Consider the following 21,625-nt stretch of genomic DNA (forward strand, 5'->3'; position numbering starts at 1 on the left):
GATTACCAACCCCGCGAATACGGATCTGTCCAATCCACGCTGATATTTTTATTGCTTTTGTATAAGGGCTCACTTTCACCGCGAATCTGGCGTTCCATGGATTGTTGTTGCGTGTGAAAACGGCGGAAGGCATCGTCCATGGTTTGCCGCTGCTGTTGCATTTGATTTTCAATGGAACGGCTATCGCCCGCCAGCCCTTGTCGGCGTTTGCGTTCGTTGAGCTGATCGCGGAAATGCCGTTTCAGATCGTGACACTCAACTTCACGAATGTTGTTCACGTCATGGTTGAGCTGTTGATATTTAAACTGAAAATAATCATAAGAAGGCACATCGTCAAAAATCGTGCGCGCCGCCGATTTGCCCACAATGTCGGCTAATCGATCATTCATCATGTCTTTTAATAGGCGTTTTTCCAGCGCGGTCACTCGTTCGTCAGACTGCTTGCCCAATTCCGGCAACAGGCAATATTCCAGATTATTTTTGGCTAAAATGAATCTTTCCATGGCTTCCGTAGAAATTTGATATTTGGCGTCATGGTGACGGCGGGTGCGGAAAACCGCGTCGTTTTCCTCTGTGTCGTCATACTGTACCGAAGGCGGTGGGTAAGACGGATCAAACTGCGGATAAGGATAATAACCGACGCAAGCGGTTAAAAAGAAAAGCGGTAAAACGGTCAAAAATTTTTTAAGCATCGTGTTTCCTTTGGTTAAAGCTAAAATTTTGTCATAAAAATAATGCCCGTTTGACCTTGTTTTTAGGAAATGGTTTTATGCGTCCTAATTTTTTCTTATTTCTCACTCAAATAGGGATCAGCAAAGCCCAGCCCCGTCATAATTTGGGTTTCCAAGCTTTCCATTTCTTCCGCTTCGTCGTCTTCAATGTGGTCATAACCCAGCAAATGCAAACTGCCGTGCACCACCATGTGTGCCCAATGCGCCATTAAAGGCTTTTCTTGTTCCTGCGCTTCGCGCTCCACCACTTGACGACAAATCACCAAATCGCCGAGCAACGGCAGTTCCACTTCGTCGGGGCATTCAAAGGGGAAAGACAACACGTTGGTCGGGCGATCTTTGCCGCGATAATTCAGGTTCAATTCATTACTTTCCGCTTCATCCACAATGCGTACCGTCATTTCCACTTCGTCGCTTTGCGGTTGCACCGTCGCCGTTGCCCATTGCTCGATTTGTTGCGCCGTCGGCAAGCCTGTTTCATTTTCGCAGGCAATTTGTAAATCAATGACCATCTTTCCCATATTATTCTCCTAAATTCATTGTGATTTCCGACCGCACTTTTTCTTCTCGCTCTGTTTTCTCTTGGAGCGCTGCTTTGTGCTGCTCCGCCAGTTCCTGACGGCGGATTTCTTCCTGCGCATCCCAAGCATCATACGCCTGCACCACTTTGGCAACCACCGGATGGCGCACGATGTCTTTGCTGTCGAAATAATTAAAACTCAATTCTTCCACCCCCGAAAGCACGTCGATTGCATGACGCAAACCGGATTTTTGCGAGCGCGGCAGGTCGATTTGAGTAATGTCGCCGGTAATCACCGCTTTGGAATTAAAGCCGATACGGGTTAAAAACATTTTCATTTGTTCCACCGTGGTGTTTTGGCTTTCATCCAGAATAATAAAGCTGTCGTTTAAGGTGCGACCGCGCATATACGCCAAGGGCGCGATTTCAATGACATTGCGCTCCATCAATTTTTGCACGCGCTCAAATCCCAGCATTTCAAATAGCGCATCATATAAAGGACGCAAATAGGGTTCGATTTTTTGTCCTAAATCACCAGGCAGGAAACCGAGTTTTTCACCCGCTTCCACCGCAGGGCGGGTCAACAGAATGCGGCGAATTTCCTGCCGTTCTAAGGCTTCCACTGCGGCGGCTACCGCCAGAAAGGTTTTCCCTGTGCCGGCAGGGCCGATACCAAAACTGATGTCATAACGCAAAATATTGTGCAAATACTGAATTTGATTCGGTCCGCGCGGTTTGATCAAGCCCCGTTTGGTTTTAATCGTGGTGCTATAAACCTTGCTTTCGGTGCGCGATGGTTCGGCATCCTGTTGCAAAATACGGCTTTCCACCAGCGCCATGTGGACATTTTCTAAATCCAATTCTTTGATCTGACCACGCACAGGCGCCGTTTGTGCATATAAATCACGGAGTAAATCCACCGCACTTTGCACGATTTTATGAAAATGCGCCGACGGATGTTCATCCTGCGGTTGTACGGTAAAAGTAAAACCGCGGCGGGCAATAGAAAGGTTGAAATGTTTTTCAATTAAAGAAAGGTGTTCGTCCCCCGCGCCGCACAGCGAACGCAAACGCTCGTTATCTTGTGGCTCAAGCGTAAAGGTTTGGGTAAATTGTTCGGTCAACATCCTGCCTCAAAGAGTATGCAAAAAAGTGGCTGACAATATAGCACAATTTGGGCAACGACGTAGCAAAAGCCAACGACATTGCACGGAAAAGACAAAATTGATTTATTGCAAATAATTCTCTTTTAGCAAAAATGTCCTAATTTGATGTAGTTAAAAATAATAAAAGCACAATTTATTCCCTAAAATAAATAGGGAATAAATAATCCTATGTTTAAATCCACATATATTTAAATGGCTTTTTTGTAATTAAGGTTAAAATTTGTAAATTTACTGTAAAACCAATCACAAAAGAAGAGGTTAGACCACTTACAAACACAAATATCATATTGTTTAACATAAATTTTTAGCAATCAAAATAGATAATAATACATAACGAATTTGTTCTTTTAAAAAATTTGCATTTTAATTTTTCAGGACTATAATGCACCTCGTTTATTTAATTCCACAACTTATTAAATAAATGACATTAATTCTAAACAACAGAATTCTTAAATTTTATTTTCTACAAACAAAAAAACTAGGAGCATTAAAAAATGTTAACTAAAGCATATATCAAAGCAACCGAAGCATTACGTTCTTTCAAAAAAAATGAAGCCGGTGTAACCGCAATTGAATACGGTTTGATCGCTATCGCAGTAGCCATCTTAATCGTTGCAGTATTCTATAACGGTGATGGCTTTATCAACACATTAAAATCTAAATTCAATAAAGACTTAGTAGGCACAATTAACGGTGCTGCAACTAGCCTTGTTATTAAATAATAAAACTTAGTTTAACTTAATCTCTGGTTAGTTCCTTCAGCGGGACTAACCTTGTTTACTTTAGTTTTCAATATATTTTGAGGTTACTTTTATTGAATAGTAATCTTTCTTTTAATAAATTTTGTAAAAGTCAACAAGGAGCAACTTCTATTGAGTATGGATTGGCTGCGATTGCAATGGCTGTACTACTGGTTGCGATATTAATAGGAGATGACTCTTTTATTAAGATCCTGACCGATAAATATTCCATCCTTGCCAGCGAAGTAGTCAAAGCCGTAGTCGGTACAAGTTAATATGATGACATAAAATGAACTGGCTTATTGGTATATTAGTAATTATCACCTTTCTATTATTAATCACTTTGTCTATTACCGATATTCATTCGCGAATCATCAGTAATCGGATTGTCTTCCTTTTATTAATTACGGTTATCCCGCTCAGTTTATTAAAATATCAAACACTATTTATTGTTCCTGCCTTATGTGCCCTTGCAATTGGTTTTTTACTCTTCACGCTAAATGTCATTGGTGCCGGAGATGTGAAATTGATTGCAGTGTTGATGTTAATGATTCCCAATGACGAAATTTTTCCTTTTTTCTTTTTTACAACATTTGCAGGATTAGGACTAATTATTATCGGTTGGTTATTTTTCCGTAAATCAATTAAAGAAAACGGCTTGCCTTATGGCGTAGCAATAAGCCTCGGCTTTATGACAAACCTAGTCTTATCAAATTGATTTGATAAGCGATTACTTTACTTTATTAAAACAATAAGGGTAAAAAATGAATTATAGAACGCTCTTGATTATTTCAGTGCTTACACTGGCTGTTGGTATCGGCGGAATCATGTTCATGCCAACCGGTGGTGAGAATACTGAAAATCAGCAAACTACCACAATAAACCAACCGGAACCGCAAGCGGAGAAAAAACCGGAGAAATTGATCCTTACTGCAGAACTGAAAAATGATGTGGATAAAGGCCGTTTATTGCAAGCTGAAGACTATATCCTCAATGAAATTTCTGTTGAGGAAGACAGTCCGTTAATTGCTAACGATTTGAGAGATGCTGTAGCCAAAAATGGCATTCAGGGATTACAAGGCTACTTAATGGCAGAAAATATGAGAGCCGGCTCATTTCTTTCTAATAAATCCATTATTTCTCCAAATGATCCGAGATTCTTTACTTCCAGTTTAGATCCGAATCAAGAAGTCGCTTACCGTGTTTATATTAAATCCGGCGATGACTATATTTTAAATACGATTGCAGGTGGTGATTATATTGCTGTTTATAGCCAACAAATTTCCGCAGACTCCCGCAATACTTATGATCGTAAAGACTTGGTAAAAGTGTTAGGCAAAGTGCTGGTTTTACAAGCTAAAACCTTTTCAGCTCCAGCTGATGAGAACTCGCCTGAAGCAGAAAAAGCCGCTGATGGGATTCCAAATAATCAGGAATATGCCGGTTATGTGGCGTTAAAAGTGACTGCAGAACAAGCGAAAAAATTCTATTCACTGGATAGAGAATCAAAATTAGTCATACTACCTGCTGAAAATAATACTCAAGAAATTGATTCACGCGGTGTATTTATCAGAAAATTAAGAGGTCAATAAGATGCTAAATTGGAACCGTGCTTTTGGCAAAAAACAATTAGTATGCTATGCAGTACTCGGGGCGATGTTCTCGTTAAATGCTTACGCGCAAAACTTTTCTTTAGAGAAAGGCGCAACCCAATTAGTCCAAACTAAAGAAAAAATCGATACGATTTTCGTGTCTTCTCCAAATGTTGCCGACTATGAAATTTTAGACGACAACACCTTTATTATTTACGCAAAAGATGAAGGTAAAGCAGAAGTGACTGCATTTGGGGCTGATGGTCGTCCTTTAACTTCTGATACGGTAAACGTAGATTCTGTAGTAACTAACATTGCAGATACCAACAAACAACTTAAAACCCACTTCCCAAATACGAATCTTTCTGTGAAGAAAGTCGGTAAAGCCTATGTCATTGAAGGGAAAGCACGTTCTCAAGAAGAAAGTGATGAAGTCCGTCGTATCGTGGGTGAAGCTTTAGGTACCGGCAGAAAAGTAACCGAAACCAAGTTAGGTAATGAAAGTATTCCTTTCTTGGATAAATATAGTTATGAAGGCGTTGTTGACCATTCTAATATTAATGACACAACCCAAATTAACGTGAAACTTACCGTTGTGGAAGTGAACAAAAAACTTTCCGAAGCGATGGGGATTAACTGGAGCCATGTTGCAGGAAGCGGTCCATTACTTGGCGGTAATTTCAGTGCAGCCGGTGGTTTTAATGGAACCCAGGGTGTGTTACGTCTGGATGCACAAGGTATCTCAGCATTTATTAATGCCTTAGATAACCAAAGCAATGGCAAAATCTTAGCCGAACCAAATATTTCTATGTTATCCGGTGAAACTGCCGATATTTTAGTTGGTGGTGAAATCCCATTTGCACAACGCGACAAAGAAGGTTCTCCAACGATTATCTATAAAGAATTCGGTGTTAAATTGGCTGTTGCAGCTAAGTTGCAAAAGAATAATCGTATTCGTTTGATTTTAGATCAATCCGTAAGTACCCTTGCCGGTAACTATAATTTTGAAGGTATTGGAAATATTCCTTATTTTGATACCCGTCGTGCTAAATCCTTATTTGAAGTGGCTAATGGCGAAAGCTTTATTATCGGTGGCTTATTCAGCTCCAACGATGTTGAAGGCATTAATAAAGTTCCTCTGTTGGGCGATATTCCTATTTTAGGCTCATTCTTCCGTAACGCTTCTACTAATCGTGAGAAAAAAGAATTAGTTATTGTGGCAACAGTAAACGTTGTTAAGCCGGTAGAGGAAAAAGACATTGTCTATCCTGACTTTGAACAAACAGGCACAATGGAGAGATTCTTCCATACTACTCCATTAAAAAATGTTTATCACAAAACATTAACGTCTAACTTCTTAAAAAATAGTGGGTTTATTCAATGAGAAATTTAGTTATTACGGCCACCATCGCTTTGGCCTCAATTATTGCACCGACAACAACCTTTGCAATTAATGAACTTGTAAAAGACACCACAGTTGCTCAGCCGACAAAAAACAGTGAATTTAACCGTACTCAATTAGTTAATCGTTATGCGTTGTCGGACTACTCCAATGTGAGTTACAGCAATATATATCAATCTGTAATCCGCGATATTGGTAGTAACCAACAAAAACAGGTAAATATTGTTTGGCGTGACGCTACGGCCAAAAAAGCGGCCGCAAAAATTCGTGCAAAACTGATTAAAGATGGCGTTAACGGAAAATCTATTTTTATCGAGAAAAAAGCGCATAAAACAGAAGTTTACCCAATTTATATTGAAGTAGCGCAAATTGCGGCAAAACCAACACGTTGCCCGGTTCGCAGAGGGGAGGTTGTGTTCTGGAACGCCAATGAAACCTCCTGTGCAATCAAAAGCAACCAACGTGTTCAATTGAAATATTAATAAAAGGTATTTGTATGTTATTACTGGATCAAGAAACAATTACAATTGACAGTGCACGTACCATCACGATTGTCTCGAACCGCGACAATATCCAAGGAGAGGTCGCACAGATCTTGCGTACTCGTGGTCTTGAAAATATTGAAATTATTAAAAAGGATTTTTTTGAATCATCTGACGAAATTTCATTTTCAGCAGAAGACACTGTTGGTGTAATTATTGATATCACTCACGAAACCAATGTAAAAACCATTGTTGAGCGTGTTTTTAGTGCCGTTCCACAAAATGTATGGTGCTGTGTTATTGGTGATAGCGACTCAATCTCTTTATCACAAAAACTCTTAGAAGAAGGCATCCTTTACTTCAATTCACACTCCCAATTAAGCCAAATGGTTGAAAAAATCATTTCTGGTGTGAATGTTCCCAGAGTAAGAGACACAGTAAAAATTGCCGTATTAAGTTGTAAAGGCGGTATTGGCGCGAGTTTAATTAGTTCGCATATTGCTAATGAAATTGTAGTAAATAAAAAAATTCCTGTTTTACTAGCGCAAGGTCCAAACGGTTCCCAAGATCTTGATTTATTGTTTGATAAAAAGATTGCCGGAAGTGTCGTTGAATACGCATTAAACCTTGATTTGTACAATGGCAATCTATTTGAATTGACACCGGCAAGCACGGAGAAATATAACTTTATCATCTATGATCAGCCAATCTATAACGTTAAAAAAGATAACTTTGTAAATTTCTTAGAAAGCTATAATAGTTTTGTTTTAGTTGTAGAAAGAAAAATTGGGTCACTGCGTTTAGCTAAACAATTCCTAGACGAATGTGAACGAGTTCGTAGCACAACAGGCAAGCCGATTCGTACCTTTATTTGTATTTCTGATAGCCGGATGGAAACATCTAAATTAATGGCTAAAAAGGATATTGAAACTCTAATTGGCTCACAAGTAGATGCTGTCATCCCATTTGTGAAAGATACAAATACAAAGACAGTATTAGGTATTAATTTAGGTCGTAATGGTAAGAAAGAAATGAATTCGCTTATGCTGAAAGTTATCGGTGCTGTATCCCGTAACAGCAAACCAAAAGAAAAGCAAAGTTCACTTTCTTCATTTTTTGCAAAACTCATTAAATAATAAGTAGTGACTACACATGCTGACCAAAGAACAACAAATATTCTTTAGAACAGAAGTACTCAGCAATCTTGATATAGAAAAGATTGATGAACTTCAAAGTGAAAGAAACTTACTGGTAAACGAACTGGTTCAGATTGTTAATCGTGTCTCTAATAAAAGCGGCACTTACTTAACTTCTGCCGACACATTAGTGATGGCAGAGATTGTTGCTGATGAGATTGAAGGTTATGGACCATTACGTGATCTCATGGCTGATGATACCGTCAATGATATTCTAGTGAACGGTCCTGACGATGTCTGGATTGAACGTGCGGGTATCTTAGAAAAAACCAATAAAACTTTTGTAAGTAATGAGCAATTAACCGATATTGCGAAACGTCTGGTTGCTCGCGTTGGTCGTCGCATTGATGACGGAAGTCCTTTAGTTGACTCCCGTCTTCCGGACGGTAGCCGTTTAAACGTGGTTATTGCGCCAATCGCATTAGATGGTACATCGATTTCAATTCGTAAATTCAGTAAGAATAAGAAAACACTACAAGAACTTGTAAACTTCGGCTCAATGACTCGTGAAATGGCAAATTTTTTGATTATTGCTGCCAGATCACGAGTAAACATTATTGTGTCCGGTGGTACAGGTTCCGGTAAAACAACCTTACTTAATGCATTATCTAATTATATTTCCCATAGCGAGCGGGTTATTACGTTAGAAGATACGGCAGAATTACGATTAGAACAGCCACATGTAGTGCGTTTAGAAACCCGTCTTGCCGGTGTTGAAAAAACAGGCGAAGTTAGTATGCAGGATTTGGTAATCAATGCCTTACGTATGCGTCCGGAACGTATTATTGTGGGTGAGTGTCGTGGCGGTGAGGCATTCCAAATGCTACAAGCGATGAATACCGGTCACGATGGTTCTATGTCAACCCTGCACGCCAATAGTCCACGCGATGCAACCTCTCGTTTAGAGAGTATGGTGATGATGTCTAATGCGACATTACCTTTAGAGGCAATTCGCCGAAACATTGCTTCGGCAGTTAACATTATTGTTCAAGCCTCCCGTTTAAATGATGGTTCAAGAAAAATTATGAATATCACTGAAATAATGGGAATGGAAAATGGACAAATCGTTTTACAGGATATTTTTTCCTATAAAGCAAGTAAATATCGTGATAAGAACGGTAAAATTCTTGGAGAATTTGTTAATCATGGTTTATTAACCCGTTCTGTCGTTTTCCAAAATGCACAAGTATTTAATCTAAGTGCCGAATTACAAAGTATTTTCGGAGAGGTTGAATAATGGATTATTTGTTCTATGCCGTGCTATCTATGGGGGCGCTATTATTAATAGCTACCTTACGTAGTTGGTTTTCGACCAAAAGGAAAATTAACCAATATGATGCTTCCATTAGTAAAACCGCAAGTTTTATTAAGGGAGTTAAAAGCAGAGTTATCCTATGGTATTACTATTTTACCGGTGGAGATAAGAAAAATTTAATTCGTAATATTGTTATAAGCTGTCTGGCATTTTTTACACTATTTATAATTAATGTTGCTTATGTTCATGTAGATAGATTAGTTTTCTGCTTATTCTTTACTGTTGGTTTTCTTTTATTTGTTTGGAAGCTTGGGCAACATCGCAATAGAAAAACATTTAATGCTATGTTTCCTGAAGTAATTCAAATCCTGAATGCAGCAGCAACATCCGGTGCCGGTTTATTGCAAGCACTAGAACGTTGTGGCAAAGATCTAACCGGTCAACTGGGAGAAGAATTCAAAAACATTCATAAACGCCTTGCTATAGGTGAAGATCCAATGACTGTTTTTGAAGATAGCTATAGCCGTTATCCATATAAGGAATTTTATTTTTTCATTACTATCGTTCGTACTAACCTGAGTAAAGGGGGACAAATTAGAGAGGTAATTTCACGATTAGGTCGTGTAATTGCCGATAGTAATAAGATGGAAAAGAAAAAGAAGGCAATGACATCTGAAGCTCGGATGTCAGCAATAATCGTAGCTTGTTTCCCGGTTGGTTTTTTCTTTTTCATGCAGTTTTCCATGCCTGAGAATTTTGATTTCTTAATTAATGATCCGAGTGGTAGGTACGTCTTGTACTATGTTTTCGGAAGCGAACTTTTCGGTATGGGAATCATTTGGTGGTTAATGAGGAAGTCGACATGACACTTAAGTTACTACTATCTTATGCACTATTAGCAATCTTTGGTTTTATCATATTATTTGCAGCCCTTTCAGCCAGAAAAAAATTCCTGCATAGTCGGGAAGTTATCATGGGAGAAAGACCTAAGGACACAAATGAAGATGAAGATAACAAAGGTAAAACCAAACAGCAAATTGAGCTTGAACTTTTATTAATTAACAACAACCCTGTTTTAAAAGCTCTGGGTATTGTTGATAAAAATATAAAAGTAAAACTCCTTATCATGATGGTGTTCTGTGGAATCTATTGTTTGTATTTGCTAAATGGTGGTTCACCGGATAGTTCATCCTTACTGATAGGTTTTCTAACAATACTAGTTGTCACTATTATTATTCCCGGGATTTTAATTAGTTCTATTTTAAAAAGTAAAATTAAAAAAATCATGAATGATTTAGCCGGTTTTATTGATTTAGTGGCAGTTAACGTACAAACAGGTATCAGTATTGAGGCCGCATTAAAACAAGTTGCCACAGATTTTAAAACTCTGAACCCTGATTTAACATATGTTATGTTGCGTATTATTCGTAAATCAGAAATCACGGGCATGTCGCAAGCATTACAGGATTTATCGATTTCCTTACCAACAACAGAGATCAGAATGTTCTGTACTGTAATGCAACAAAGTTTGAACTTTGGTTCTTCTATTTATCATCAGTTGATTCAATTATCTTCTGATATTAGAGAACTCCAATTACTAGCCATAGAAGAAAAGCTTGGTACTCTGTCAGCAAAAATGAGTATTCCTTTAATTCTATTTATTATGTTTCCAATTATTATCTTAATCTTAGCTCCAGGTATAATGAGGGTATTTCCACATGTATTCTAAATCTCTTAAAAATGTTCTATTGTGTAGCATGATCTTATCTGTTACCGCTTGTTCTGCTGTACTTAACAAAAGACCATTAAGTGCAGATAAAGTAACCGCAAAGGAAACACTTTATCAAAGTACCAATAATAACGATGCATTAATCGCGATGTATCGTGATGTGCTTAAAAATAAAGAAGACCCGCTGACTCGTTATAAACTATCTGAAATTTATTATAAGAAAGGCGACAGTAATTCTTCCCTACTCTACTTAAAACCATTACTTACCAATGGCGGACAGCTAACAGAGAAAGCTAAAATTTTACAAGCCAGAAATTTGAACCAACTTAAACGCTATCAAGAAGCCTTAGAAGTTGAAAATAGTTTATTGGCAACATCACCCAAAAATGGTGAAGTCTATAATCTTCGTGGCGTAACCTATGCTTTAATGGGGAATCCGAATAAAGCCAGTGAAGATATTAATAAAGCGCGTGAATATTTCTTAAATGATGCCGTAGCAGTAAACAATCTCGCTATGTTAAGCATTGTTAACGGAGATTATCGCAATGCCGTTTCTTTATTGTTACCTCAATATTTAAATGGTGTCAGAGAACAACGTTTAGTACATAACTTGGTTTTTGCTTTAGTAAAAAACAACGATATTGACTATGCAAAAGACATTATTGTTAAAGAAAACATTAATAGTTCACCTGATGATTTAATTAATGCTTTGAAAAAAACTGAACGTGTGCCAAGCAACATCGCAAGATAATATAAGGTCTTCTAATGAAAAAATTCCTATCGGATAAGAAAGGAGTATCAACCGTCGAGTTCGCCTTGACGGTTGTATTTTATTTCTTTGTTGTATGCTTAATTTTAGAATTTTGCCGTGTGGCTATTACCGCTGCTTACTGGGATTTGGCAATAACTGAAAGCGTAAGGATCGCAAAAAACCAAGAGGCATCCGGAGGCAACTACGCAGAGGCTTTTGAAAAAGCATTGAAAGAACAGGCTGTGATGAAAGAAAGTTCTGTAATGAGCTATTTAGCGAGAATAGATGCACCAAGTAAAGACGGTAAAAAAGGTGTGCAGATTAGCGTTAAATATGTGGATTGCCAACAACAAAATGGATGTATCAATGCCTTATTAGCAAATAAATTTAGACAGCCGCAAAAGGATAATAAAGGTAATATTATCGCACCTGCTAACGGTATTTCTGCGACCCTTGCAGTTTACACTTTAGATTATAACTACAGGTTTCTGACATTACCGTTCTTATCGGCTGATATTGTAAATCATGTACTAAAACGCGAAGTCATTACTGTACAAGAATTTGAAGGCCGACCAGGTGGTAATAGATAATTTCAATTCAGGTAATAGAAATGGCGGTTAAATCACCAACTCATTTATGGTTATAAATGACGATAAATACTTTAATTTAGGATTTAAATCGGTAAAAAAATATGAAAAATCATTTTTTATCCCGTACTAAGAATTTTATTAGCAATAAGAAAGGTGCTGTCACCATTGAATTTGTTTTTATGCTAATACTTTTATTGTTTATTTTTGCTTTTCTTGCAGATTTTGTCATCGTACGTACCACGCAAGGTAAGCTGGATAATGCGACTTACTCACTCGTTAATATCTTGCGTCAGCGGACTCAATTATATGGTAATGACAGAGGAATGAAAAAGCTTGAAACAAAAGACTTACAAGATTTTGAAAAATTGGCAAAACTGACATTGTTTGGTAATGCAGAAAGTGATAAACAAGTAGGTGTTGTACTGGAACGCTGGTGGCAAGATGGTGGCATTGGCTCCTTTGAAAGCCAATCTAATATGCCAAATTGCCAACCATATAAAAAATTAAACAATGATTTAGCGTATTTATCACCATTCTCCGAAGTAGCCAATCAGAGAAAAGTACCTTTATATCAGGTCACCCTTTGCGTTGAAGTAGGGAGTCTTTTCCAAAGCCTAATCGTGAAGAAAGAAAACCAGTCCCTTGGTTTGCTTAGCTCTTCATCTCTAGCCGTCTCTCGTTAAGCTAACAACGCTATCATTTGAGGTAACTTTATGAAAAACAAATATAAACTAACTAAGTCTTTATTACGAACAGCTAAACAGTTTTACGAAAATGAACAAGGGGTATATGTCGTAATGACCGCATTACTGGCGTTTCCTCTACTATTTTTAATTGCTTTTACCGTCGATGGTACAGGTGCGTTGCTAGATAGAGCCCGTTTAGCTCAAGCAACCGATCAAGCTACTCTATTGTTAATTACAGAAGACAATAAAAACCGTAGCCGAGAAAAAGATCGACTTGACAAACATAACGACTTAATTACACAAGATGTATCCGCAGAGAAAGCAGAGGCAGAGAAAAATGGCTCACCTTTTAATACCTTAGATGCTCAAGTTGAAAAACGTAACCAACAATTAGTGCAAGGTTTAGTAAAACTTTATCTTCGTTCTGACGATAGTTTATCAAACAAAAATAGCTCGCCAATAACCATTCCAAATGACTTTTTAGCTGAATGTAAAGAAGTCGATACCGATTACGGTCAAAATGGTCGAAAAAAAGAAGTTGCCTGTACTGTGCAAGGTACCGTTCAACGTAAATTTATTCTTCCTTGGAGCCATGAATTAGTCACCCCCGGACAGCTAAAGGATGGGCGCTTAGCGGTTAATTCAGGACAAGCTTATGCCGTTAAGGAAAAACAATTTGCTATTCCACTGGAAATAATGTTAGTTAGCGACTTTTCAGGTTCTATGAAAGACGATATTAACGGCAAAAAAACTAATATAGACAGTGAAAGAAAAATCACTGAGCTTCGCCAATCAGTGAGAGAAATTGCAGATCTTCTATTACCCAAAAATCCGGAGAAGTCTGAAATTAATGTTAGCCCATTTAACCGGATAGGATTTACGACCTTTGCAGAGGGTGCCAGAGAAAGGGACGAAACACGAAAATGCGTTTTACCATATAAGCTAAAAACAACACCTCTAAAATTACGTGTCTGGGCAGGGGATGAGTCTCGGTTAAATACCCGCTTAAACTTTTCAAATTGCGGAAGGAAAAAATTAGCCGCAGGTAACGTAGTAAATGCTTGTGAAACTCTAAGCCCAGTTCAGCCAGATACTATATTAAAAAGAGCACTAGCACAAAAAATCCCACAATGGGGAACACAAATAAGTTTATGGTCGACTATAGAACTTATGTTTGATAAGGCTATTGATGTTACGGCAACAATTAAGCAAATTGAAGAATTTAAACCTGGTAAAAAAACAGATTATCCTTATAAGTTTGAGGATGGAATGTATTGTTTAGGAGGTAATGTTGATAAAAAAACAACCCAAGCCTGGTTTAGTCAAGATAACAACAAAGTTGCTGATGCATTAGACAAAATTAATCCTCAAGGTGGTACTGCGGCATCCTCAGGTATGATTATTGGCACTGAGTTATTCATGGATACTAACCAAAAGAAAGAGGCTTCACCTGAAACATTAGGTGTAAATACGCGTCGTATCATGATCGTATTATCTGATGGTATAGATAATGCGCCAACACCTAATACATTATTGTCATTATTAAATGCTGACTTATGTAATGCTATTAGAAATAAAGTAAATACATTGCAAGATACCCGTTACCCACTACAAAACACGGAAATTCACTTTATTGCATTTGGATATACCCCGTCAAAAGAGCAGGCAGATGCATGGGAACAGTGTGTTATTGATAAGAAGAAGAATTATCATGAAGCTAGAAAACGGGGGGATTTATTGAATACATTCAAACAAATCGTCAGTATTGAAGAAGAAGTGGGTCGTTCCTCTTCACAAAAACCAAAATTATTCCAATAAAGTAAGTACTCATCAAAAAACCGTCTTTCCCCAAAGACGGTTTTTCTTTTTCCCTATAAAAGTGCGGTTAAAATTTCACGCGTTTTTTCAATCTGAAAAACGCTTTTAAAACTGACCGCACTTTTCATTGTCTCTTTATATATTCCTTCAACACCTCAACAAACCTCTCCGCCGCCTCTGCTCTATCCAGATACAACGCGGGTTCAATGAGTTCCAACTCATTTAACAGGAGATCACCGTTAATCAAAGTGTCGTCAACACGGACGTATTTTGGCATCATTGAGAGTTTTTTGAATTATGGATTCGGAGGTTGTGATGATGTGTCCACTAACGGTTGTGGGGATAATTTCCACGTTATACTGTGAATTTGCGCGCCATTCGTTTTGCTGTGCTTGGTCGCGGATGGCATGACTGAAATTGCCATTGAAGAAAATGAGGCTTATTTAACCATGATTTGCTACGTCGGACATGAAAGACCCTAGCACAATCTCTTTGCCATAAGCGATTAAATCAGGCAAAGGGGGCCGACTTTGAGTTTAGTCATCAGATTGCTACTTTATTCGATAGTCAGCTTGATGACATATTTCTACCAATTTGGGTATTGAAGTACGGTCGAAATTTCAGATGAATTTTGAGGGCAAATAACCATAACATTGACCGTATGCTAATTTAACTAAACACCATAATTTATTAAAAGATCACCTAAGATATAAACACACAAATAGACTTTTTCATAAAATCCTAATAGCCACCTCCGTTTAAAATCACCACTTTCAAGAAGAAAAATAATTCTATTCGCCATAAAAATAAATAGCAAATTAACTAAAAAATCAAAGTATAAAACAACAGAATATTTTATAGTCTCTCTATATATCATTACTTCTTCTTTAGGATAAAAAGAAATAAATTTTGCAAATAAATACTCCACTAAGAAAAATATAAAAGTTATTACAACAACTCTTTTTATTATAAATTTTTCTCTGAAAAATAAGACACTGAGAGCGATAAGAATTGAAAATACGAAACCAAACAATTTACTTCCTTAACATTTAATTTAATCTAAAGAAATCATTACATCTACGATAGCACCAGCATCCACACCAGTGTCTATTTATATAATTCTAAATACAAAAGTATTGCTTAACTAACTAAGATAAATTTTTTACTTTATCTTCAAAAAATTTGTCAGAATACATATCAAGTTTATTTCTCAGAGCAAATTTAAATTTATCAATGTCAGTTTTATGAGAATATTTTTCTATAATTTCAAAATAGCTAAGATCATTTAGTATTGAAAGAATGCAAATTGCTCTTGATCTATTAGAAGACGAATTCTCCAAGATCGTTATTAAAAAATCAATAACCCAATCAAACTCAACAAAATAACCCCCCATATGGTTGTTACCTATCTTATTAACCAGTTCATCAGAAACAGGGTTTGCCATTCCTGGTTTCAAATATATTATATCTTGTAATATATCTTTAATTTCTTTTCCATTCTCATCAATCACGTTATATACTTTTTTAAAACCTAATTGATTGACCAAATTAGATAATTCATCATTAGTTAAGAATTTATTCATCCCATACCCCTATGATAAAGCCAGCGTCTACACTAATACCTATCCTGAATACAAAAGTGCGGTCAGTTTTCCAAATGTTTTTCTTTACTAAAAACACCGAAAATTTTGACCGCACTTTTTACCTTATTTGTTCAACGATCTCTGTTCTTTCACGCATTATAAGCTTAGTTATTAATTATAATTTCCCAGCTAGAACTATCAAATAAATCAATTTTACAAAAGAAATCAACAAAATCATGAGCTCTAATTTTCTCATACGAGTTAACTCCTGAAGATGCAACAGCTAAAAAAGTGTCAATATCATCTATTGAATATGCTAACTCTTTTAAATCACTCCATGAAATTAAATAGCCAGTATCTAAAGATAGTACCATCTCCTCAAACGAGGGCATATCCAGATTATTAGGAGCCGTGCCAATACCATTAAATTCGTAGATATACCAATTCCAATTATTTTCCGGAACTTTTCTCAGTAGTTCTTTGAGTTCATATTTATGCTCATTAATCCACATATTTCCTTGTATTTTCTTCATTCTGTCATACCCAATGATCTTTCGTTATCTTAATATACCACCTGTATTACATATTATTAACTTATTGAATTAATAATTATATTTATTTTATCAACAATCCAATTATCTTTATATTTTAAAGAAATAAAACCTCCATCAATAATATCCAAGGTAAATAATTCTTCATTTTTATCCATTGCAGTCATTGTAATATCATAAATCTGATAGATATTACTTAATATTTTAAAAAACTCCACTCCAGACATATATAAACCATCTGTTAACTCATTGATTTTCTTTTCTAAAGATAAAATATCTATATTAGAGGCTTCATTGCCGACACAATATAAATAGGATATTTTCCAATTAAGAGATGAACCATTGACTTTGTAAAAAAATCTAAAAATGGAAAATCATCATATTCACTTATATCAAACTCAATAGTATTCATTCTTCTACATCCCCCAATGGCTCTGGTTTTTTACTTCTTTTCATAGTTCCTCCTGTCGGGTTTTCTATGTATCTGTGTTGATGAGGATTTGGATGATTACTAGGTCTTCCATGATCCGTAAAATCAATATCTCTTCTAGGCACTAACTTTCCGTTACTATCATATCCCCATTCCCTTGGTTGCGTATAATCTCCATCTCTCCCTTTTTTAGTTCCTAATTGGGTATGTGGTACATTTGTATCAGGAATATTATTACCATGTTTATCTCTAGGCAATTCCCTATTAGGACGATAAGACCCAAATTTTGACATATCAGTGCTTGCAGCAGGCTTCCCTTTCAGTTTCACCTTCCCCCGAGTTGCCAATGCCGCAGCCAGCATCCCGACCGCCATCAAACCACCAAGAAATTCATTTCCTTCCTCTCCGCCGTCTGCCGAACTCTCACCATCCGCTGTCGAACCCTCACCCATCTCCGCGTTTTCACTTTCTTCCTCAAACGACGGATTCAAATGCACCGCCTCAAGTTCCGAAGACTGTGGTTGTTGTCCACAATAGTCTATCTCCGTTAATTGCCAGAAGGTGTTTAACGCGTCATTCGGGTGATTTTGCAGGTGGAATAAGGTGCCCGGATGTAATGCGGGGCTATTGCTTTCCCCCCAGCCTAAATGCGCATCCTGTCTTAAACTCTCCAGCCGATATTGGCTGTATTGCTTTCCTCTTGCATCTTTGAAACGCCCCGGAAAGTCATAGTGTTCATAACCGCTACGCTGATTTTCCGCATCCGTTGCCGTTGCATCAAATTGCGCCGCCCAATTCGGCTTTTTGAATGTGTAGTCTTTTAGACTGACTTGAGATGGACGCACCCGTTCACTTCGGTTAAATGTCGTAATACATTTTTCCTGCAATTGTGCGTTTTTATTGACGTTATAAGGAATGAATGCCGCCTTTTCAGGGTCCAATGTTTCAGCGTCATCGGTGAGAATGAGGCAGTGTTGTCCTATTTTCAATAGTCTGAATACTAAAAGTGCGGCCAGTTTTTAAGGTATTTCTCTTAACTAAAAACACCAAAAAATTTAACCGCACTTTTTACTTTATTTGTTCAGCTATCGCTATTTTTAGCTGATTCAACTATAAATAACTCCTTTTATAAAGAACATATATAATGCAAAAATACTACCTCCTGTCCCGACCCATATAAATCCTTTTGTAAAATACTCTGTATATACATTATCTCTCAAAACAAACTTTATCATTAAAGGATAAGCTATCACCTCAAAAGTATGTAAAAATAAGACTGCTAAGAGCATTGTTAATTCATAAGCATATTTATAACTTTCCTTAAAAGAAGGTGAGTTAAGTATTAAATTAACGGTTATAAACAAGGAAATAAGTAACAGTACAACAACTAACCTTCGCTTATATAGAGAGGTAATAAAAACAATAAGAATAGAACCTAATATAAAACTAAGCATTAAAATGAATCCCCTAAGATAGTACCTATCTCCATGCTGGTGCCTATTTATATAATTCCAAATACAAAAGTGCGGTCAGTTTTCCAAGTGTTTTTACAAAAACGCTAGAAATTTTGACCGCACTTTTAAGAAAGCTTATAAATAAACCTATTCATTAGAGTAACAGATAGTTTTAGTAAACTAACTGACCTATATTTATATAAAAGTAGTGCCCATACCTATTTTCTAATTTTTAGTCTGGGCAATTTAGTTTTTCTTATTGTATCTTCGTGTAATTGATTTAATTCTAATTCAATTTCATCCACATACCCTTTAAAATAAATATGCAATATATCTTCCTCATTAAAATAAAAAAATACTTTTTCATTAGCTCCTATTGCATGAGGACAGGCGGCATACTCAAAATACCCCTCAACTCCATCTCGTTCAACAACAACCAAACGAGCAATAATAAGCAGCTTAGCATTCTCTATACTGTCTTTTAACCTAACAACACTTCCTAACGGCAACATACTATCTCCTAATTTAACCAAACACCATAATTTATCAAAAGATTACCTAAAATATAAACACACAAATAGACTTTTTCATAAAATACTAATAGCCGTTTCCATTTAAAATCACCACTTTCAAGAAGAAAAATAATTCTGTTAACCATAAAAATAAATAGCAAATTCACTAAAAATTCAAAGTATAAAACAACAGAATATTTTATAGTTTCTCTATATATCATTACTTCTTCTTTAGGATAAAAGGAAATAAATTTTGCAAATAAATACTCCACTAAGAAAAATATGAAAGTTACTACAACAACTCTTTTTATTACAAATTTTCCTCTAAAAAATAAGACGCCGAGAGCGATAAGAATTGAAAATACGAAACCAAACAATTTACTTCCTTAACATTTAATTTAATCTAATCCAAAGAAATCATTACACAAATCAATATCACGGCAAATATTTTTATAGTTAAGTTCAGCCTCAACATCAGCTCCAAGACCTAACAAAACTGCAGCTTTCCCTGCCACTCCAACAGTGATCGAACCTTTATCCACATCAGCCAATGCTTTTCCTGACAAATCTCCACCTATAGATCCAGCACTTTTTGACACCCCCCCCTTAACATTAAAATAGCGGGTCAAAAGCTCACCTTTAGCCTCTACTTCGGAAGCCATAGATTTTAATTCACCTCCGACCTCAGCTCCATATATATTTTTTTCACCGCCATGCCCTTGAATTCTAAAACCTGCTCCAGCCTTACCGGTGCTTCCTCTTAGCTCTCCTTTGAAACCTAAATCCTCATCACCAACCTTGCCTTTAAATACAATCTCTGCTCCAGTTACATTTGCACCTAAAGCGACTGTCCCATTTCCAAGTGCACCATATCCATTTACATTTAGCAATTTTGATTCCACACCTAAATATTTGCCGTCTATAGACATATCAAGTAGTTTTGCAGATACGCTACTTCCATTAGAATTTTTATCATATGTAGCTGTAAATGCTGTTGCTTTTGAATCAACGCCATTTTGATTATTATGGATATATCCATCAGAAGATGCATTTTTTGTCAATGTCCAAGCCTTAGACACGTCACCTTGGGCGGCTTTCCCCTCACTCATCTCCGCGTTTTCACTTTCTTCCTCAACCCTCGGATTCAAATGTACCGCCTCGCCATTAAACTGAATCGCTTTCCCCTCAATATCAATATTTCCGCCATGGGATAAGGTAATTTTCGCCTCTGCCGTTGATAGTTTGATGTCATTTTCTACCGATTCAATGGAGACATTGCCCTGCACCAACAATTTATATTCTTTGCCCACATTAATTATCGCATTTTGTTCAATACTGGTGCTTTCATCCCCCATCACCTCTTTATAACGGGTCTTATTCACCTGAATACTTTGATTGCCTACCACCGTTTCCGTGTGATTACCTTGCACCGTCGTGCTACGGTTATTTTTCACTATCGTATTCATGTCACGTTGGGCATGCAGGTTTAAGCGCTGTCCGTTAGTCGAGTCGTCCATCATAATCCCGTTATGACCGCCGCCTTTATGCGTTTGTGACATTAAATCCATTTGTGGCTTGGCATTCGGGAAACCTGCCGGTAGCGGCATATTGGCGTGATAGGTACGACCCGTCACCATCGGTTGGTCCGGGTCCCCTTCCAGAAAATCTACCAATACTTCATGTCCGATTCGCGGTATCGCCATCATGCCCCAACCTTTTCCCGCCCAAGGCTGTGTCACCCGTATCCAACACGAGCTGTGGTCGTTGTATTGCCCTTCTCTGTCCCACAAAAACTGCACGCGGATTCGCCCGTATTTGTCCGTATAAATCTCTTCTCCCGCAGGTCCCACAACAATCGCCATTTGCGGACCGTCAACGCGCGGTTTGGTTTGTTGCGGCGCGCGCCAAGTTTGGTTGCGTGGAATAAAAGAAAAGCGATTGGTCAGCGTTGTGCTTTTGTCGCCCGCCTCAAGCTCCGAAGACTGCGGCTGTTGTCCGCGATAGTCTATCTCCGTTAATTGCCAGAAGGTGTTTAACGCGTCATTCGGGTGATTTTGCAGGTGGAATAAGGTGCCCGGATGTAATGCGGGGCTATTGCTTTCCCCCCAGCCTAAATGCGCATCCTGTCTTAAACTCTCCAGCCGATATTGGCTGTATTGCTTTCCTCTTGCATCTTTGAAACGCCCCGGAAAGTCATAGTGTTCATAACCGCTACGCTGATTTTCCGCATCCGTTGCCGTTGCATCAAATTGCGCCGCCCAATTCGGCTTTTTGAATGTGTAGTCTTTTAGACTGACTTGAGATGGACGCACCCGTTCACTTCGGTTAAATGTCGTAATACATTTTTCCTGCAATTGTGCGTTTTTATTGACGTTATAAGGAATGAATGCCGCCTTTTCAGGGTCCAATGTTTCAGCGTCATCGGTGAGAATGAGGC

Annotated in this window: 25 protein-coding genes; 14 read left to right on the forward strand and 11 right to left on the reverse strand. The window is 37.5% G+C overall.

Annotated features, from left to right (window positions below; genetic code table 11):
* Nucleotides 1-2 precede the first annotated feature (2 nt).
* From DK430_RS10745 to DK430_RS10755, 3 genes are all read right to left on the reverse strand, one after another.
* On the reverse strand, nucleotides 3-692 hold the full coding sequence (locus tag DK430_RS10745) for a DUF5358 family protein (RefSeq protein ID WP_109079061.1): 690 nt from the start codon (nucleotides 690-692) through the stop codon (nucleotides 3-5).
* 95 nt (nucleotides 693-787) lie between these two features.
* On the reverse strand, nucleotides 788-1,252 hold the full coding sequence (gene ybeY, locus DK430_RS10750; protein WP_109079062.1) for an rRNA maturation RNase YbeY: 465 nt from the start codon (nucleotides 1,250-1,252) through the stop codon (nucleotides 788-790).
* 1 nt (nucleotide 1,253) lies between these two features.
* Entirely contained in the window at nucleotides 1,254-2,378 is a 1,125-nt protein-coding gene (locus DK430_RS10755; protein ID WP_109079063.1) for a PhoH family protein, read from the reverse strand.
* Nucleotides 2,379-2,911: 533 nt separating this feature from the next.
* Between DK430_RS10755 and DK430_RS10760 the strand changes: the two genes are divergently transcribed.
* The 14 genes from DK430_RS10760 to DK430_RS10825 all read left to right on the forward strand — a co-directional run bounded on the left by DK430_RS10760 (nucleotide 2,912) and on the right by DK430_RS10825 (nucleotide 14,658).
* The gene (locus tag DK430_RS10760; RefSeq protein WP_109079064.1) at nucleotides 2,912-3,139 is read left to right on the forward strand and encodes a Flp family type IVb pilin; all 228 of its coding nucleotides are present in this window, start codon (nucleotides 2,912-2,914) and stop codon (nucleotides 3,137-3,139) included.
* 92 nt (nucleotides 3,140-3,231) lie between these two features.
* Complete coding sequence (locus DK430_RS10765) at nucleotides 3,232-3,432, forward strand: Flp family type IVb pilin (RefSeq protein WP_109079065.1); 201 nt, start codon at nucleotides 3,232-3,234, stop codon at nucleotides 3,430-3,432.
* A gap of 14 nt (nucleotides 3,433-3,446) precedes the next feature.
* A complete protein-coding gene (locus DK430_RS10770) occupies nucleotides 3,447-3,875 on the forward strand; it encodes an A24 family peptidase (RefSeq protein WP_109079066.1) in 429 nt (142 codons plus the stop codon).
* A 46-nt stretch (nucleotides 3,876-3,921) separates the two neighbouring features.
* A complete protein-coding gene (locus DK430_RS10775; protein ID WP_109079067.1) occupies nucleotides 3,922-4,749 on the forward strand; it encodes a flp operon protein C in 828 nt (275 codons plus the stop codon).
* Between the two features lies 1 nt (nucleotide 4,750).
* The gene (locus tag DK430_RS10780; protein ID WP_109079068.1) at nucleotides 4,751-6,133 is read left to right on the forward strand and encodes a type II and III secretion system protein family protein; all 1,383 of its coding nucleotides are present in this window, start codon (nucleotides 4,751-4,753) and stop codon (nucleotides 6,131-6,133) included.
* Nucleotides 6,130-6,633: an RcpB protein gene (locus DK430_RS10785; RefSeq protein WP_109079069.1), complete on the forward strand. Its 504-nt coding sequence runs from the start codon at nucleotides 6,130-6,132 to the stop codon at nucleotides 6,631-6,633. The genes DK430_RS10780 and DK430_RS10785 overlap by 4 nt, the downstream gene beginning before the upstream one ends.
* Nucleotides 6,634-6,647: 14 nt before the next feature.
* Nucleotides 6,648-7,769, forward strand: coding sequence for a CpaE/TadZ family protein (locus tag DK430_RS10790; protein ID WP_109079070.1), 1,122 nt, complete (start codon nucleotides 6,648-6,650; stop codon nucleotides 7,767-7,769).
* 16 nt (nucleotides 7,770-7,785) lie between these two features.
* Nucleotides 7,786-9,066 (forward strand): TadA family conjugal transfer-associated ATPase, encoded by a 1,281-nt coding sequence (locus DK430_RS10795; RefSeq protein ID WP_109079071.1) that lies wholly within the window; start codon nucleotides 7,786-7,788, stop codon nucleotides 9,064-9,066.
* Entirely contained in the window at nucleotides 9,066-9,950 is an 885-nt protein-coding gene (locus tag DK430_RS10800) for a type II secretion system F family protein (RefSeq protein WP_109079072.1), read from the forward strand. Before DK430_RS10795 ends, DK430_RS10800 begins: the two co-directional genes overlap by 1 nt.
* The gene (locus DK430_RS10805; RefSeq protein ID WP_109079073.1) at nucleotides 9,947-10,813 is read left to right on the forward strand and encodes a type II secretion system F family protein; all 867 of its coding nucleotides are present in this window, start codon (nucleotides 9,947-9,949) and stop codon (nucleotides 10,811-10,813) included. The genes DK430_RS10800 and DK430_RS10805 overlap by 4 nt, the downstream gene beginning before the upstream one ends.
* Complete coding sequence (locus DK430_RS10810) at nucleotides 10,803-11,564, forward strand: tetratricopeptide repeat protein (RefSeq protein ID WP_109079074.1); 762 nt, start codon at nucleotides 10,803-10,805, stop codon at nucleotides 11,562-11,564. The genes DK430_RS10805 and DK430_RS10810 overlap by 11 nt, the downstream gene beginning before the upstream one ends.
* A 14-nt stretch (nucleotides 11,565-11,578) precedes the next feature.
* Complete coding sequence (locus DK430_RS10815) at nucleotides 11,579-12,154, forward strand: TadE/TadG family type IV pilus assembly protein (protein WP_109079075.1); 576 nt, start codon at nucleotides 11,579-11,581, stop codon at nucleotides 12,152-12,154.
* 101 nt (nucleotides 12,155-12,255) lie between these two features.
* On the forward strand, nucleotides 12,256-12,837 hold the full coding sequence (gene tadF / locus DK430_RS10820) for a tight adherence pilus pseudopilin TadF (RefSeq protein ID WP_109079076.1): 582 nt from the start codon (nucleotides 12,256-12,258) through the stop codon (nucleotides 12,835-12,837).
* 30 nt (nucleotides 12,838-12,867) lie between these two features.
* The gene (locus DK430_RS10825) at nucleotides 12,868-14,658 is read left to right on the forward strand and encodes a pilus assembly protein TadG-related protein (RefSeq protein WP_109079077.1); all 1,791 of its coding nucleotides are present in this window, start codon (nucleotides 12,868-12,870) and stop codon (nucleotides 14,656-14,658) included.
* A gap of 673 nt (nucleotides 14,659-15,331) precedes the next feature.
* Here DK430_RS10825 and DK430_RS10830 read toward each other — a convergent pair.
* From DK430_RS10830 to tssI, 8 genes are all read right to left on the reverse strand, one after another.
* Complete coding sequence (locus tag DK430_RS10830; protein ID WP_109079078.1) at nucleotides 15,332-15,691, reverse strand: hypothetical protein; 360 nt, start codon at nucleotides 15,689-15,691, stop codon at nucleotides 15,332-15,334.
* Nucleotides 15,692-15,806: 115 nt separating this feature from the next.
* The gene (locus DK430_RS10835; RefSeq protein ID WP_109079079.1) at nucleotides 15,807-16,241 is read right to left on the reverse strand and encodes a hypothetical protein; all 435 of its coding nucleotides are present in this window, start codon (nucleotides 16,239-16,241) and stop codon (nucleotides 15,807-15,809) included.
* A 164-nt stretch (nucleotides 16,242-16,405) separates the two neighbouring features.
* On the reverse strand, nucleotides 16,406-16,774 hold the full coding sequence (locus tag DK430_RS10840; RefSeq protein ID WP_162616839.1) for a hypothetical protein: 369 nt from the start codon (nucleotides 16,772-16,774) through the stop codon (nucleotides 16,406-16,408).
* A gap of 56 nt (nucleotides 16,775-16,830) precedes the next feature.
* Nucleotides 16,831-17,019 carry a hypothetical protein gene (locus DK430_RS10845; protein WP_109079081.1) on the reverse strand — a complete coding sequence of 63 codons (189 nt, stop codon included), beginning with the start codon at nucleotides 17,017-17,019 and terminating at the stop codon, nucleotides 16,831-16,833.
* Between the two features lie 181 nt (nucleotides 17,020-17,200).
* Entirely contained in the window at nucleotides 17,201-18,211 is a 1,011-nt protein-coding gene (locus DK430_RS13315) for a contractile injection system protein, VgrG/Pvc8 family (protein ID WP_239496815.1), read from the reverse strand.
* Between the two features lie 683 nt (nucleotides 18,212-18,894).
* Nucleotides 18,895-19,188, reverse strand: coding sequence for a DUF4176 domain-containing protein (locus DK430_RS10865; protein WP_109079083.1), 294 nt, complete (start codon nucleotides 19,186-19,188; stop codon nucleotides 18,895-18,897).
* 8 nt (nucleotides 19,189-19,196) lie between these two features.
* On the reverse strand, nucleotides 19,197-19,565 hold the full coding sequence (locus DK430_RS10870; RefSeq protein ID WP_109079084.1) for a hypothetical protein: 369 nt from the start codon (nucleotides 19,563-19,565) through the stop codon (nucleotides 19,197-19,199).
* 21 nt (nucleotides 19,566-19,586) lie between these two features.
* On the reverse strand, nucleotides 19,587-21,625 hold a 2,039-nt coding region (gene tssI / locus DK430_RS10875), incomplete at its 5' end, for a type VI secretion system tip protein TssI/VgrG (protein ID WP_162616840.1).

This window comes from Aggregatibacter kilianii (assembly GCF_003129965.1).
Taxonomy (GTDB): Bacteria; Pseudomonadota; Gammaproteobacteria; order Enterobacterales; family Pasteurellaceae; genus Aggregatibacter; species Aggregatibacter kilianii_A.